Annotated in this window: 12 protein-coding genes and 1 tRNA gene; 7 read left to right on the plus strand and 6 right to left on the minus strand. The window is 40.1% G+C overall.

The window, feature by feature from the left end; genetic code table 11:
• Positions 1-30 precede the first annotated feature (30 nt).
• The gene (locus tag C9J46_RS04385) at positions 31-564 is read left to right on the plus strand and encodes a hypothetical protein (protein WP_233217610.1); all 534 of its coding nucleotides are present in this window, start codon (positions 31-33) and stop codon (positions 562-564) included.
• A gap of 104 nt (positions 565-668) precedes the next feature.
• Here the strand turns inward: C9J46_RS04385 and C9J46_RS04390 are convergent.
• Positions 669-744, minus strand: a tRNA-Ala gene (locus C9J46_RS04390).
• Between the two features lie 204 nt (positions 745-948).
• Between C9J46_RS04390 and C9J46_RS04395 the strand changes: the two genes are divergently transcribed.
• The gene (locus C9J46_RS04395; RefSeq protein ID WP_107205470.1) at positions 949-1,485 is read left to right on the plus strand and encodes an LA_2272 family surface repeat-containing protein; all 537 of its coding nucleotides are present in this window, start codon (positions 949-951) and stop codon (positions 1,483-1,485) included.
• A gap of 60 nt (positions 1,486-1,545) precedes the next feature.
• On the opposite strand, the gene gltX is transcribed toward C9J46_RS04395, so the two are convergent.
• From gltX to zipA, 5 genes are all read right to left on the minus strand, one after another.
• The gene (gene gltX, locus C9J46_RS04400; protein WP_107259314.1) at positions 1,546-2,970 is read right to left on the minus strand and encodes a glutamate--tRNA ligase; all 1,425 of its coding nucleotides are present in this window, start codon (positions 2,968-2,970) and stop codon (positions 1,546-1,548) included.
• A gap of 266 nt (positions 2,971-3,236) precedes the next feature.
• On the minus strand, positions 3,237-3,866 hold the full coding sequence (locus C9J46_RS04405) for a DUF2057 domain-containing protein (RefSeq protein ID WP_107245642.1): 630 nt from the start codon (positions 3,864-3,866) through the stop codon (positions 3,237-3,239).
• A gap of 77 nt (positions 3,867-3,943) precedes the next feature.
• Positions 3,944-5,035 carry a porin gene (locus tag C9J46_RS04410; RefSeq protein ID WP_107290591.1) on the minus strand — a complete coding sequence of 364 codons (1,092 nt, stop codon included), beginning with the start codon at positions 5,033-5,035 and terminating at the stop codon, positions 3,944-3,946.
• A 529-nt stretch (positions 5,036-5,564) separates the two neighbouring features.
• On the minus strand, positions 5,565-7,577 hold the full coding sequence (gene ligA, locus C9J46_RS04415) for an NAD-dependent DNA ligase LigA (RefSeq protein WP_107290592.1): 2,013 nt from the start codon (positions 7,575-7,577) through the stop codon (positions 5,565-5,567).
• A 144-nt stretch (positions 7,578-7,721) separates the two neighbouring features.
• Positions 7,722-9,071, minus strand: a complete 1,350-nt coding sequence (gene zipA / locus C9J46_RS04420; RefSeq protein WP_107287238.1) for a cell division protein ZipA — start codon at positions 9,069-9,071, stop codon at positions 7,722-7,724.
• Between the two features lie 355 nt (positions 9,072-9,426).
• Between zipA and cysZ the strand changes: the two genes are divergently transcribed.
• The 5 genes from cysZ (at position 9,427) to crr (ending at position 14,352) form a co-directional block, all read left to right on the plus strand.
• Positions 9,427-10,188 (plus strand): sulfate transporter CysZ, encoded by a 762-nt coding sequence (gene cysZ / locus C9J46_RS04425; protein WP_107205465.1) that lies wholly within the window; start codon positions 9,427-9,429, stop codon positions 10,186-10,188.
• Between the two features lie 270 nt (positions 10,189-10,458).
• A complete protein-coding gene (gene cysK / locus C9J46_RS04430; protein WP_107245647.1) occupies positions 10,459-11,427 on the plus strand; it encodes a cysteine synthase A in 969 nt (322 codons plus the stop codon).
• A gap of 308 nt (positions 11,428-11,735) precedes the next feature.
• Positions 11,736-12,023, plus strand: coding sequence for an HPr family phosphocarrier protein (locus C9J46_RS04435; RefSeq protein WP_008986407.1), 288 nt, complete (start codon positions 11,736-11,738; stop codon positions 12,021-12,023).
• Between the two features lie 54 nt (positions 12,024-12,077).
• A complete protein-coding gene (gene ptsI, locus C9J46_RS04440; protein WP_107205463.1) occupies positions 12,078-13,802 on the plus strand; it encodes a phosphoenolpyruvate-protein phosphotransferase PtsI in 1,725 nt (574 codons plus the stop codon).
• A gap of 40 nt (positions 13,803-13,842) precedes the next feature.
• Positions 13,843-14,352 (plus strand): PTS glucose transporter subunit IIA, encoded by a 510-nt coding sequence (gene crr / locus C9J46_RS04445; RefSeq protein WP_005370195.1) that lies wholly within the window; start codon positions 13,843-13,845, stop codon positions 14,350-14,352.
• Positions 14,353-14,418 lie beyond the last annotated feature (66 nt).

Raw genomic sequence — 14,418 nt, forward strand, 5'->3', positions numbered from 1 at the left:
TGTTATGAGTTTGTATAGGACATTATGAAAATGAAATTAGCATCTCTTATTGTATCTGCCGCTCTTCTTGCCCCTGCAGCAGCTATGGCTAACACACCAGTTCAGCTTTCAGTACCCGGCGTAAACCTACCAGCAGGTAACGTTACAGGGGTTCGCTTAAATGCTTTATATGGGCATACCGCTTCTGTAACAGGTGTAAACTTCTCATTATTAGGTCTTTCAGATATTGATACATTCAAAGGTCTAAACTTTGGCCTAGCATTTGGTGTGAACCGTACTCGTTCGATGATGACGGGGCTTGAATTTGGTCTTGCAAACTTGAACGACGGTAATGCGAAAGGGGCTGATTTTGGTGCCGTAAACTATACTGCTGGCAACTTTACAGGTGCGCAGTTCGGTACATTTAACTACGCAGGAACACTAAATGGCCTACAGTTTGGCTTAGTGAACGCAACCGATCATATTAATAAAGGTATTCAGATCGGCCTGATTAACTATGATAAGTCTGGTACTTTCGTCAGTAACAGCTTACCTGTATTCCCTATTGTAAATGCGCGATTCTAAGATTTCGCTATAGCAATAAAGAGCCTCGCCACTATGCGGGGCTTTGTTTTAAATTGATAAATTTAGACATAAAAAAAACCTCGCACAAGGCGAGGTTTAGAATTTGGTGGAGCTAAGCGGGATCGAACCGCTGACCTCTTCGCTGCCAGCGAAGCGCTCTCCCAGCTGAGCTATAGCCCCAAAACAAGAATACAATAAAATCTCACTGCATCAGTGTCAACATAACTACAAAGATATAAGCATATTTGTGAATTAACTCAAAAATATAACCCTAACAAACATAAAATAATCACGCCTATATCATTTACTTACCATTGACACCTCTAGTAATAAAGTGCGGTTAAATATCTTTAATGGTGACGACTAACCTTAAGGATTATTTTCATGAAGCTTCAACTGACCTCTCTTTTACTCGCAACGGCAATTTGTGCTCCATCCGTTTACGCTGATTCTCCAGTACAACTTTCTGTTCCAACAATTAACTTGCCTGCAGGTGATGTATCAGGTGTTCGAGTAAGTGCACTTTATGGTCGAAGCCACAATGTGAAAGGGTTAAATTTTTCCGTTCTTGGTCTTTCTGATATTGATAACTTTACAGGAATTAACCTTGGTTTGTTCTATGGTGCAAACCGTACCCGTACAAGTATGAAAGGGTTTGAATTAGGTTTAGCAAACTTTAATGGCGGAACAGCAAAAGGGGCTGATGTCGGCCTAGTAAACTACACAGCAAGTAATTTCACAGGTGCGCAATTGGGACTCTTTAATTATGCAGGTAGTTTAAATGGACTCCAATTTGGCTTTATGAACGCAACAAATCATATTAATAAAGGTATTCAAATAGGTTTAATCAACTTCGACCGTTCGGGTACTTTCGTTAGCAAAGATCTTCCTGTTTTCCCTCTTGTGAACGCAAGATTCTAATTAGCAAATATAAAAAACGGAGCATTAATGCTCCGTTTTTTTATTTTATATTTAACAAGCTTATGCGTTAGCTTCACGCTCTGCAATAAATGCTAACGCCATTTTGATACGAGCGACAACACGCTCTTTACCAATAAGCTGCATCACAGCATCAACAGAAGGCGACTGACCTTGACCTGTAACAGCTACACGTAAAGGCATACCCACTTTACCCATACCTAGCTCAAGTTCTTCACACACTTGTGCAATAACGGCATGAAGATTTTCTGTTGTCCACTCTTCAAGTGCTTCAACTTTAGCCAGTGCAAGCGCTAACGCTTCTTTTGCAACAGGACGTAAATGCTTTTTCGCCGCGCCAGCTTCAAATTCGTTAAAGTCTTGGTAGAAGTAACGAGATTGTTCAGCAAGTTCGATCAATGTATTACAACGCTCACCCACTAGCGTGATCACATCTGTAATAGCAGGGCCATTTTCAATAGAAATTTCTTTCTTATCTAAGTGCCATTGTAGGTATTTCGCAACATACTCAGGTTCAGCTGTTTTGATGTAATGGTTATTTAGCCATAATAGCTTATCAGTATTAAATGCAGATGCTGATTTACTTACTGATTCTAGGCTAAATAGATCAATCATCTCTTGTCGTGAGAAAATCTCTTGATCGCCATGAGACCAACCTAGGCGTACTAAGTAGTTCAGTAATGATTGTGGCAGGTAACCATCATCACGGTATTGCATTACACCTACAGCGCCATGACGCTTAGATAATTTTGCGCCATCATCACCTAGAATCATTGCGCAGTGTGCAAACTCAGGTACTGGTGCACCTAGCGCTTTATAGATATTAATTTGACGAGGCGTATTGTTGATGTGGTCTTCACCGCGAACAACTTGAGTAATACCCATATCCCAGTCATCGATAACCACACAGAAATTGTACGTTGGGCTACCATCTGTACGACGAATGATAAGATCATCAAGCTCACTGTTCGCAATTTCGATGTGACCACGGATTTTATCATCAAAAATGACAGTCCCTTCTTTAGGGTTACGGAAGCGAATACAGAATGGTGAATCTTCTGTTGCTGCGGCATTAGCTGCAATAATTTTAGGGTGGTTTGCATCGTAGCGAGGTTTAATACCAGCTGCCATTTGCTCTTCACGGATTTCGTCAAGAAGCTCTTTCGGACAGTAACACTTGTACGCTTTGTCTTCTGCTAGAAGTTGATCAACCACTTCGTTATAACGATCAAAACGCTTAGTTTGGTAGTAAGGGCCTTCATCCCAGTTAAGCTCTAACCACTCCATCCCTTCCATAATCGCGTCGATAGCTTCTTGAGTTGAACGCTCTAGATCCGTATCTTCAATACGAAGTACAAACTCGCCGCCCATATGTTTAGCGTATAACCATGAGTAAAGTGCAGTACGAGCACCACCTACGTGCAAAAAGCCAGTTGGACTTGGTGCAAAACGAGTTTTAACCGTCATTGGAATTACCTTATGAATGAAGGACTACACAGTAAGGGCTACTGTGTCTTATCTAATAACGAGTATTTTAGCACCGTGGAGTAAATCTACAATGCTTTGTCTACAATGAGAAATTCGAAGTTTGGAGAGGTGTTGAGAAAGATTACTCTAATAAAACTATCAATACAGAGATTATTTTAATAAGACTTTGAAAAACAAATTACCTCTATCAATTATTATCAATAGAAGTAATTTATAAAATATATTGTTTACGTTTTTAATCGAAACTATAAATTTTTTAGTCCCCAAGACATAAATTCTTGTTTTTCTTCTTCAGATAGGCCAATGAATGCATTTTTCAAAAACTTCATTTTTGCTTCAGGTGATGGAGTAGAAGCTGGAATGGTTGGAGTACTAAACGTTGTTTCAACATACCCAATTGATGCAATACCGCCAGACTTGTTATAATCAGCAACTTCTCTTTCGTAGTCTCTAAAATTCTGTAATCCTGAGCTATTTAATTGAATATATTCGAATTTAACCTCATCACCCAGACTATTTTTTAGTGTTATTTCAGGCGACTTATTAAAAGCTTCAGCTTGATCTAATGTTCGAATTTTTGGATACCCTAGAACTAATTTAGTATCTTTTGCATCAAACTTAATTAATAATGGCGTTGAATTAAATTTCTTTTTTGCAGCATCATCTAATACAACTGTACCGATGTTAAATAAAATTTGATTTTCACCATTAGGTAAAACCACTTCATTTGTAGCTTTTATAAAAGACCATCCCTCCTCTTTTCCATTTACAACAAGAATATTTGTTTCTTTTGATGATTCAAATTTCACATCAGCATAAATGTTACTAGAGAACAGCGATACCAATGGCAACACACTACAAATTATTTTTTTCATACAAGTATCCTGTTTACGCTTAAGAAAAGAACGAGCATTACGCTCGTTCTTTAAAGTTTTAATTAATAAAGTATTAATTAAAAGTAGTATTCTACACCTACAGAGTATTCCATGAACTCTGGGTTTTGATTATCAACACGTTTAGCTGCTTCATCAGCACGCTCTACATGACGAACACGTGTATAAACAACAGCTGATGGGTCAATAAAGTACATTACCTGACCAGAAATTACAGAGTCGTCAGTGTAACCAACTTTCTTACCATCACGCTCTAAATCTTCGTTCGCCGCATAACCTACCTTAAACTGGTAATCAGCGATGTTATACATTACACCAGCAGTGTAAGCATTTTGACTCTCATCCGCAGTACCAGCAACTTGTGAATTAGCTTCCATCATCTTGTACTGAGCAAAGAAGCCTAAACCGTTCTCAAAGTTACCTTGTACACCAACTAGGTAAGTATCATTAATCCACTCTGAAGAGTTATTACGCTCATATGCAGCCTGTAGTGTTACAGGGCCAATTGCGTAATGCGCAGCAGCACCACCCCAGTTGCTATCAGCTTGAGCAACAGCATCACCACGACCAAATGCTACATCAACGCTAAAGCCACCCCATGTTGGCGAGTCCCAACGCACAGTGTCAGATTGACGGTCTTGATAAGGAGCACCTGCAATACCATAACCCCAGTCATAAACATCACCTAGACCTGGGTTAGATCCTGGCCAGTCGATGATTTCATAAATAGGAGTAAGAACACGACCAATACGGATTTTACCCCAGCTATCACCTTCAAAGCCTACAAATGTATCACGTACACCTAATTTACCACTGTCACCAGCAGCGTTACCGCTACCGCCAACATAGCCAGACTCAATCTGCCAAATGAATTTTGGGCCGTTAGCAAAATCTTTGCTGCCACGGAAACCAATACGTGATTCATTATTTAATTTCCAATTACTATCTTCTGCCCAAAGAGCTTTACCTGCTTCGTTATAATCACGAGTCAGTGCTTGCATAGCAATAACACCGTAAACTTCATATGAAAATGACTCTTTAAGCTTTTCAATAGCAACTGCATCTGCACCTTCAGCACTAGCTGAAATTGAGGTCATTGCAGCAGCTGCGATTGCAGCACCAAGTAGTGTACGTTTAAACATGTTTTCCATGGAATAACTCCTAAAAGATATAAGCTGTTTACCTGTAACCTGAAAGGTTGGCCGCCGAAGGCTACAAGTAAATTTCCCATATGTTAGCCGAATCATTTCGACCAATTCATATTTTTTTCGTTCAAAATTGAACTTTGTGTAACTTCGCTATTAAGACTACTTTCGCAGCGCAAAACATCAATAAGAACTTACTTTCTTGTGTTAAAAATTTGATTCAGTGCAAAGTTTCCAGCCTATAGTGATCCAGTTCAAATGTTTTTACCAAAAAGTAAAATCACAATTAAAACAATAACCTATAAACCCACCAGCATATATATGTGACCCTGATCGTATTTTTCTTTTTATTGACATACCTGATTTTTTTAAAAAACAAATTATTAACACAATGATTTGTTGTTGATAATGAAACATCTATTACACGTATTGATCACACAGTTATATACACTGTTTCATTTAATTCATAAAAAAAAGCCGCCCAAAATGGAGCGACTTTTTTTGTAACAAAATTTATCAACCTTATAAAAAGGTATTAAGCCATCAGATCAACGAGTTTTTGTTCGTCCCAGATCTCAATACCTAGCTCTTGTGCTTTCGTTAATTTAGAACCAGCCGCTTCACCTGCCACTAATAAATCAGTTTTCTTCGAAACACTGCCTGTGACTTTTGCACCTAATTTTTGTAATGCAGCTTTCGCATCAGAGCGAGTTAATTGAGATAGAGATCCTGTTAGTACAACCACTTTTCCATCAAGCGGTAATTCGACATCCTCATCAATTTTTTCAATTTCAGGCCAATGTATCCCAACTTCTTTTAACTCGTTCACAACGACCATATTGTGCTCTTCACGAAAGAAATTAAAGATATGCGCAGCAACAATACCGCCCACATCCGGCACTTCAATTAACTGCTCTTTCGTTGCTTGGCTAATTGCTTCTAATGTCTCAAAGTAATTCGCTAGGTTTGCAGCCGTTGCTTCACCTACCTCACGAATACCTAGAGAATAAATAAAACGAGGTAATGTTGTCAGTTTTGAAGCATTCAGCGCATCAACCAGTTTTTGAGCTGATTTAGGTCCCATACGCTCAAGTACCGTGACTTCTCCTGCACTGAATTTAAACAAATCAGCAGGTGTGGTTACCATTTCACGATCAACCAGTTGCTCTATCACTTTTTCGCCACAACCATCAACGTCTAATGCTTTACGTGATACGAAGTGTTTTAACGCTTCTTTACGCTGGGCTTGACAGAAGAGGCCACCGGTACAACGTGCGACGGCTTCGCCCTCAATACGTTCAACCTTTGACTGACAAACAGGGCACTCTGTTGGAAATACAATCGCTTGCGCATTTTCTGGGCGACGAGACTCAACCACTGAAGCGATTTGTGGAATGACATCACCAGCACGACGAATAATAACGGTATCGCCAATCATCACGCCTAAACGCGCCACTTCATCAGCATTATGCAGTGTTGCATTACTGACTGTTACACCGCCCACAAACACAGGTTCAAGCTTAGCAACGGGTGTAATTGCACCTGTACGCCCAACCTGAAACTCGACATTGTTTAGAATTGTCATCTCTTCTTGGGCTGGGAATTTATAAGCAATTGCCCAACGAGGTGCTCGAGCAACAAAGCCAAGCTGTTGTTGTGTATCAACATCATCAACTTTAATCACCACACCATCAATTTCATAGCCTAGTGATTGGCGCTTTTCACCAATACTCTGATGATAAGCAATAACTTCTTCAATACTGTCAACTTTGCGAATTTCTGGGCACATTGGAAGCCCCCATGCTTTTAACTGGCACAGGCGTTCATATTGCGTATTGGCAAGTTCACGTCCATCGACAACACCGACAGCATAGGCATAAAAACTTAACGGCCGCGTCGCGGTAATTTTAGGATCTAGCTGACGTAAGCTACCAGCTGCTGCATTTCGAGGGTTTGCAAATGCCTTATCACCTTTTTTAAGCGCCTTGATATTTAACGCTTCAAAGCCTTTTTTAGGCATAAAGACTTCGCCGCGAACTTCTAATCGCTCAGGCCAGTCGTCGCCTTGAAGCTTTAAGGGAATAGCGCGAATAGTACGCACATTATGAGTGATATTTTCACCTGTTGCGCCATCACCTCGGGTTGCTGCTTGTACTAACACCCCCTTTTCATACATTAGGCTCACAGCAAGACCATCTAATTTAGGCTCACAGCAGTAACTAAGTGTTGCTCCTGAACGCAAACGATCTTGTAAACGTTTTTGAAATGCACGTAAATCATCATCATTAAACGCATTGTCTAACGAAAGCATCGCGATCTCATGTTTAACTTGAGTAAACCCCTCTAACGCAGCACCACCAACACGTTGGCTTGGCGAATCAACCGTTATCCATTCTGGATGCTCAGCTTCGATCTTTAGTAATTGCTGCATCATCCGGTCATATTCAGCATCAGGAATTTCTGGGTTATCTTCAACGTAATAACGATGACCGTGGTAATCGAGTTGCTGTCGTAGCGTTAATAATTGTTGCTGAAGGTCAATACTCATTTTTTCTACCTGACAAATCTTGATAGTTTCTGCCAAAACAACGCCCTATCGATAATAAAACGATTAAGACTATTGCCTAAATTTAAATAAAAAAACAGGCCCCTTAAAGGAGCCTGCTCATTAATGACTTCATCTTTTTAAAGATTAAGCATCATTATATTTCACTGATTTTTCTCGATATTGCGTAATACGATTTGGCGTGATCATTACACGATCTTGATCGAGAACATCTGCATTTAACTCATCAGCAATTTGCTGTGCTGTTTGTAGCATTAAGTTAAAGTTACTGGCTGCCTTACCGTAACAAGGCAACATTAAGAAAAAGCCGATACCTGGTGTTTCAAAATGTTGGTAGTTAGTTTCAGGGAAAGAGCCTGGATTTAGCAAGTTAGTTACTGAGAAAATAACAGGTTCCGTGCCAGCTAAATCAGCATGACGATGGAACACTGAATTCTCACCAAAAATTAAACCATGACGCTCTAAACATGCGAACAGTGACGGCCCACGTAAAATCTTACCATTGCGCGCATGAACACATAGCGATATATAAGTTGGTGGTAATGGCTCTGGCTCTGGCTCTGGCTCTGGCTCTGGCTCTGGCTCTGGCTCTGGCATGAAAGATACACTTGGCTCTTGCTTGGCTTGAATCGAAGGCTCGGCAACTTGCACAACGTTTTCTTCAACGACTGGCGTTGCTACTTCAACTTGTGCAGGCTCTTCAGCAGGAACAAATTGTGCTTGAGGCTCAACAGCAGATTTTTCAATCGGTTGTTCAATAATTTCAGGCTCAACCACAGGAATGTCGACGACCACCTGTTGTGCTTGCTGAAACACTGGCTCGGCCGCTACAGGTTGCTGAACAGTTTCTTGCACTGGAGTATACGTAGGCTGCTGTGGTTGCTGAATGATTTCAGGCTGTACTGGCGCTTGCGTTTCTACAACAGGAGCTGTAGTCGCTGAGTTAATAGTTGCCGCAACCTGAGGCTGTATAACAGGTTCAACAGGAGCGCTATTCGGTTGAGCAGCCGATTGTTGAACATTTACAGGTTGTACAGATTGCACAGATGTTTGTGGTGATACTTGCTGAGGTTGCTCAACTGTCGTAGCTTGTGGTTGAACGGTTGTCACTTTTGTAGGTACATCGTCATTATCTGTTGCTGACATTCTAGGGAGATCATCATCACCGTCATCAACCGTAACATTGCCTAATAATGGATCTTGCTGTGGACGCTCACCAAAACTAAAACCAGGCTCTTTGCGTTTTGTTGGCTTTGTCTTTTCAACCACTTCCTGTGGCTTACTTACAACACGTGCTTCACTGACACTCTCTTCAACGTCACCTTGAAGATCAAATGCCGTTTCATCGATTTTACCTACTGGCTTTTCACCAAACTTGGCCGGTTTTTCTTTTCGACTTGTCCATAGACCATGAAAAAGAAGCGCTGTAATCGCAAGCGCACCAACAATAATAAGAACTAGACGCAATTCCTGCATACGAATACTCTGAAATTAACTCGTTATCCCTAGACGGGGTTAATAATAGTAAAAAATCAACTAGGCAGACAAAATCTCTAGCTAGAATTTCTTGCCGATGACTTACTGTACCAAAACTCAAATGATAATGAGAAGTTGAATATCGCTATTCAGGCAAGATAGTCTTTACAACGTGAGTTTTGTACACTTTATACACCATTTTTCATTATGAATGATGAGATTTAATGGTTTGTCAAAACTGTGACAACCATATTTTCATTTGATTCCATCCTACATAGCCCGTTAACATACTCTATATAATCTCTCTATCATCCCTCATCAAAATAAATGTGAGAGATCCGATTAAGGAAATCGAATGTCGCAACAGCATGCCATAAAATCAACAACCAGCGGTGCTGGATACTTTTTTACAGGGTTACAACTGGTTACCCAACCAGGAACGCGTCGTTTTGTAATCATCCCATTGCTCATCAATATTCTTTTATTAGGTGGCGCATTTGCCACCTTACTTACTCAGTTGAATGGCTGGATTGATGGTTGGTTAAGTTACCTGCCTAGCTGGCTTGAGTGGCTATCTTATGTGTTATGGCCGTTACTTGCTATTGCTGCATTAGTGACGTTTTCTTATTTCTTCAGTACCATTGCCAACTGGATTGCTGCACCATTTAATGGGCTATTAGCTGAATATATAGAAGCTAAACTCACAGGTAATAATCCACCTGATGATAGTTTTAAAGCGTTAATAAAAGATCTACCTCGAACCATGGGCAGAGAGTGGACTAAATTAAAGTATTACTTACCCAAAGCAATTGGCTTATTGATCCTAATGTGGATCCCTGCCATCGGCCAAACGCTTGGTCCTATTTTATGGTTTTTATTTAGCGCTTGGATGATGACGATTCAATATGTTGATTATCCGTTTGATAACCACAAAGTGCCATTTATTGATATGCGAGATGCCCTCAAAGAACATCGTGGCCAAGCGTTAAGTTTTGGTGCCATCGTAATGTTTTTCACTATGACCCCAATTATTAACTTACTTGTCATGCCTGTGGCTGTTTGTGGTGCGACAGCAATGTGGGTTGATCATTACCGCGAGCAATTTAAACGCTATTAAGATCAACGATAAATATCTACCAAAGAGCACTTATTCTAGTGCTCTTTTCTTTTCTATTACCCTTGCTGCAAACACCATTGTTTATCGTTATTTGAGTAAAACATATTTGTAAATTAGTCACTTGACGCTTTTCATCCCACTATATATCTTTAGTTCAATATAATTCACACATTGATAACAATAAGATATAACCATTAATTACTTTTCAAATCACTTATCCAGTATATTCTTAATTTATATTACTTTTAACGTGTCACGAAGGAACGAAGCATGAGCAAGATTTATGAAGATAACTCACTAACTATTGGTAATACTCCGCTAGTGCGCCTTAACCGTGTAAGTAACGGTAAAGTGTTAGCTAAAGTAGAAGCTCGTAACCCAAGCTTTAGTGTTAAATGCCGTATTGGCGCTAACATGATTTGGGATGCTGAGAAAAAAGGTCTTTTAAAAGAAGGCGTTGAACTTGTAGAGCCAACTAGTGGTAATACTGGTGTTGCACTTGCTTTTGTTGCTGCTGCACGTGGTTACAAACTCACATTAACCATGCCTGAGAGCATGAGTCTTGAGCGTCGTAAACTATTAAAAGCGTTAGGTGCAAATCTTGTACTAACTGAAGCGCCTAAAGGCATGAAGGGCGCGATTGATAAAGCTGAAGAAATTGTAAATTCAGATCCAACTAAATACCTACTGCTACAGCAATTTAATAACCCAGCAAACCCAGAGATCCATGAAAAAACCACAGGTCCTGAAATTTGGGATGCAACAGATGGCGAAATCGATGTATTTGTCTCAGGTGTGGGTACAGGCGGTACACTTACAGGTGTTAGCCGTTTTATTAAACAGCAAAAAGGTAAAGCCATTACTACAATTGCAGTTGAGCCACTAGAGTCACCTGTTATAACCCAAACATTAAATGGCGACACTGTTCAACCAGCGCCGCACAAAATCCAAGGTATTGGTGCTGGTTTTATTCCTGGTAACTTAGATTTATCATTAATTGATGAAGTTCAAAAAGTAAGCTCAGATGACGCAATTGAAATGGCGCGTCGCCTAATGGATGAAGAAGGTATTCTTGCTGGTATTTCATCAGGAGCAGCGGTTGTTGCTGCAAATAACATTGCAGCTCGCCCAGAATTTGCAGATAAAAATATTGTTGTAATACTGCCTAGTTCAGGTGAGCGTTACCTATCAACAGCACTATTTGCAGGCATTTTCACAGAAAAAGAAACACAACAGTGATCACACTTTATAATTTTTAATAGGTATATCACTATGAAAAAAGCCCCTCTGCGGGCTTTTTTGTTGCATTTTGGACTTAGCTTTAATATAAAACTCGCACGTTTTATTTTTCGCTCCGAAATAAAGGGGTGAAAATGCGCTTTAATTACTAACAAGTAAGTTTCTGATAAAACTTTGACTTGGATTAAAGCTAAGACAATATGATATTAGGTAGTTTATACTGCAGCAGCACAAGCAAATTATCTGTATTATGCTTGTCATAAATAATTTAATTATTAAATAAAATACTATATCTATCGGGGTGAATTATGTATCAGAAGCAAGTTGAAATCACAGCACCAAATGGTTTACACACTCGTCCAGCGGCTCAGTTCGTTAAAGAAGCTAAATCATTCGATGCAGATGTGACTGTAACTGCTAATGGCAAAAGCGCTAGTGCGAAAAGCCTATTCAAGCTTCAAACTCTTGGCCTAATTAAAGGCGCACAAATCACTATCTCTGGTGAAGGTGCTCAAGCTCAAGAAGCTGTTGATGCTCTAATTCAGCTAAAAGAAGATCACGACGGTTCTCCAGTTGCAATGTTCCGCGAAATCTAAGCTACGTTTATATACAAACGAGTTTTCAGTTTTTAGTTAATTTAAGGTAAGGCTATGATTTCAGGTATCTTGGCATCTCCAGGTATTGCTTTTGCTAAAGCACTACTGCTGCAAGAAGAAGAGGTTGTTCTAAATAAAACACCGATCTCTGCAGACCAAATCGATAACGAAATTCAACGTTTCTTCGACGCACGAAAGAAATCGTCTGAGCAGCTAGAAGTAATCAAAGAAAAAGCACGTGTCACCTTTGGTGAAGAGAAAGAAGCGATCTTTGAAGGTCACATCATGTTGCTTGAAGATGAGGAGCTTGAAGAAGAAATCATAGCCCTTATTAAAGATAAAATGTCTGCTGACTTTGCAATCTACTCTGTTATCGAAGAACAAGCACAAACACTTGAATCTTTAGATGATGAGTACTTAAAAGAACGTGCAAGTGATATCCGCGATATCGGTAGCCGTTTTGTTAAGAATGCATTAGGCATTAACGTAATCAACCTAAGTGCTATCAACGAAGAAGTTATCCTTGTTGCTAACGATCTTACACCGTCTGAAACAGCACAGATTAACCTTGATTATGTTCGTGGTTTTATCACTGATATCGGTGGTCGCACCTCACACACTTCAATCATGGCACGCTCGCTTGAGATCCCAGCGATTGTTGGTACAAACGATATCACATCAAAAGTTAAATCTGGCGATATGCTAGTACTTGATGCAATCAATAATCAGGTTGTAATCAATCCAACAGATGATGAATTAAACAAATTTAAAGCTATCAGCGACGCACATAAAGCAGAGCAAGAAGAACTAGCTAAGCTAAAAGATCTTCCAGCAATCACGCTTGATGGTAAGCAAGTAGAAGTTTGCGGTAACGTTGGTACAGTAAAAGACTGTGACGGCGTAAACCGTAATGGTGGTGAAGGTGTAGGTCTATACCGTACTGAATTCTTGTTCATGGATCGCGATTCTCTACCGACAGAAGAAGAGCAATACCAAGCGTACAAAGAAGTTGCAGAAGCAATGCACGGTGAGCCAGTGATTATCCGTACTATGGATATCGGTGGTGATAAAGATCTTCCATACCTAGATCTACCAAAAGAAATGAATCCATTCTTGGGTTGGCGTGCAATCCGTATCAGCCTTGACCGTCGTGAAATTTTACGTGATCAGTTCCGTGCTATTCTTCGTGCATCTGCACACGGTAAAATCCGTATCATGTTCCCGATGATTATTTCGGTTGAAGAAGTACGTACACTTAAAGCTGCAATTGAAGAGTTTAAAGTTGAATTAACAGCTGAAGGTTTAGCTTTTGATACTGACATCGAGATCGGTGTGATGGTTGAAACGCCAGCAGCTGCAGCAATTGCACACCATTTAGCGAAAGAAGTTTCTTTCTTTAGTATTGGTACCAACGACTTAACCCAGTATACTCTAGCAGTTGACCGTGGTAATGAGCTAATCTCTCACCTTTACAACCCACTATCGCCTGCTGTACTTACAGTGATCAAGCAAGTTATTGATGCTTCTCACGTTGAAGGTAAGTGGACAGGTATGTGTGGTGAGCTTGCCGGCGACGAACGTGCTACCCTACTTCTTTTAGGTATGGGTCTTGACGAATTCAGTATGAGTGCGATTTCTATCCCTCGCATCAAGAAAGTTATCCGTAACGCTAACTTTGCTGATGTAAAAGCAATGGCAGAGTATGCATTAACTCTACCAACGGCTGCTGAAATCGAAGAGCACGTAGAAAAATTCATCGCAGAAAAGACCATCTGCTAATATAGCTGCAGATAATATAACAACGCTTAGGAGCATCGATATGGGTCTGTTTGACAAATTGAAGAAACTGGTTTCTGACGACAGCAGTGAAGCTGGTGCAATTGAAATCATCGCACCACTTTCTGGCGAAATCGTTAACATCGAAGATGTGCCAGATGTCGTATTTGCTGAGAAAATTGTTGGTGATGGTATCGCTATCAAACCAGCTGGCAACAAAATGGTTGCACCAGTAAACGGTACTATTGGTAAGATCTTTGAAACGAACCACGCTTTCTCTATTGAGTCTGACGATGGCATCGAACTTTTCGTTCACTTCGGTATTGATACTGTTGAACTTAAAGGCGAAGGTTTTACTCGCATCGCTGAAGAAGGCCAAACTGTTAAAGTTGGCGACACTATCATCGAATTCGATCTTGCACTATTAGAAGAGAAAGCGAAGTCAACTCTGACTCCAGTTGTTATCTCTAACATGGACGAGATCAAAGAGCTAACTAAGCTTTCTGGCGCAGTAAACGTCGGTGAAACACCAGTACTACGCGTTAAGAAATAAGTTAAGTTCTATAACTGATAAAAAAGCGCTACTTCGGTAGCGCTTTTTGTTTATCTGAGCTTTAAA

The organism is Photobacterium sp. GB-36 (assembly GCF_003026135.1).
GTDB lineage: Bacteria > Pseudomonadota > Gammaproteobacteria > Enterobacterales > Vibrionaceae > Photobacterium.

Bases quoted from the DNA above. Each gene is read 5' to 3' on its own strand.
- C9J46_RS04385 (WP_233217610.1), top strand. From the start codon at position 31: ATGAAATTAGCATCTCTTATTGTATCTGCCGCTCTTCTTGCCCCTGCA.
- C9J46_RS04395 (WP_107205470.1), top strand. From the start codon at position 949: ATGAAGCTTCAACTGACCTCTCTTTTACTCGCAACGGCAATTTGTGCT.
- gltX (WP_107259314.1), bottom strand. From the start codon at position 2,970: ATGACGGTTAAAACTCGTTTTGCACCAAGTCCAACTGGCTTTTTGCAC.
- C9J46_RS04405 (WP_107245642.1), bottom strand. From the start codon at position 3,866: ATGAAAAAAATAATTTGTAGTGTGTTGCCATTGGTATCGCTGTTCTCT.
- C9J46_RS04410 (WP_107290591.1), bottom strand. From the start codon at position 5,035: ATGGAAAACATGTTTAAACGTACACTACTTGGTGCTGCAATCGCAGCT.
- ligA (WP_107290592.1), bottom strand. From the start codon at position 7,577: ATGAGTATTGACCTTCAGCAACAATTATTAACGCTACGACAGCAACTC.
- zipA (WP_107287238.1), bottom strand. From the start codon at position 9,071: ATGCAGGAATTGCGTCTAGTTCTTATTATTGTTGGTGCGCTTGCGATT.
- cysZ (WP_107205465.1), top strand. From the start codon at position 9,427: ATGTCGCAACAGCATGCCATAAAATCAACAACCAGCGGTGCTGGATAC.
- cysK (WP_107245647.1), top strand. From the start codon at position 10,459: ATGAGCAAGATTTATGAAGATAACTCACTAACTATTGGTAATACTCCG.
- C9J46_RS04435 (WP_008986407.1), top strand. From the start codon at position 11,736: ATGTATCAGAAGCAAGTTGAAATCACAGCACCAAATGGTTTACACACT.
- ptsI (WP_107205463.1), top strand. From the start codon at position 12,078: ATGATTTCAGGTATCTTGGCATCTCCAGGTATTGCTTTTGCTAAAGCA.
- crr (WP_005370195.1), top strand. From the start codon at position 13,843: ATGGGTCTGTTTGACAAATTGAAGAAACTGGTTTCTGACGACAGCAGT.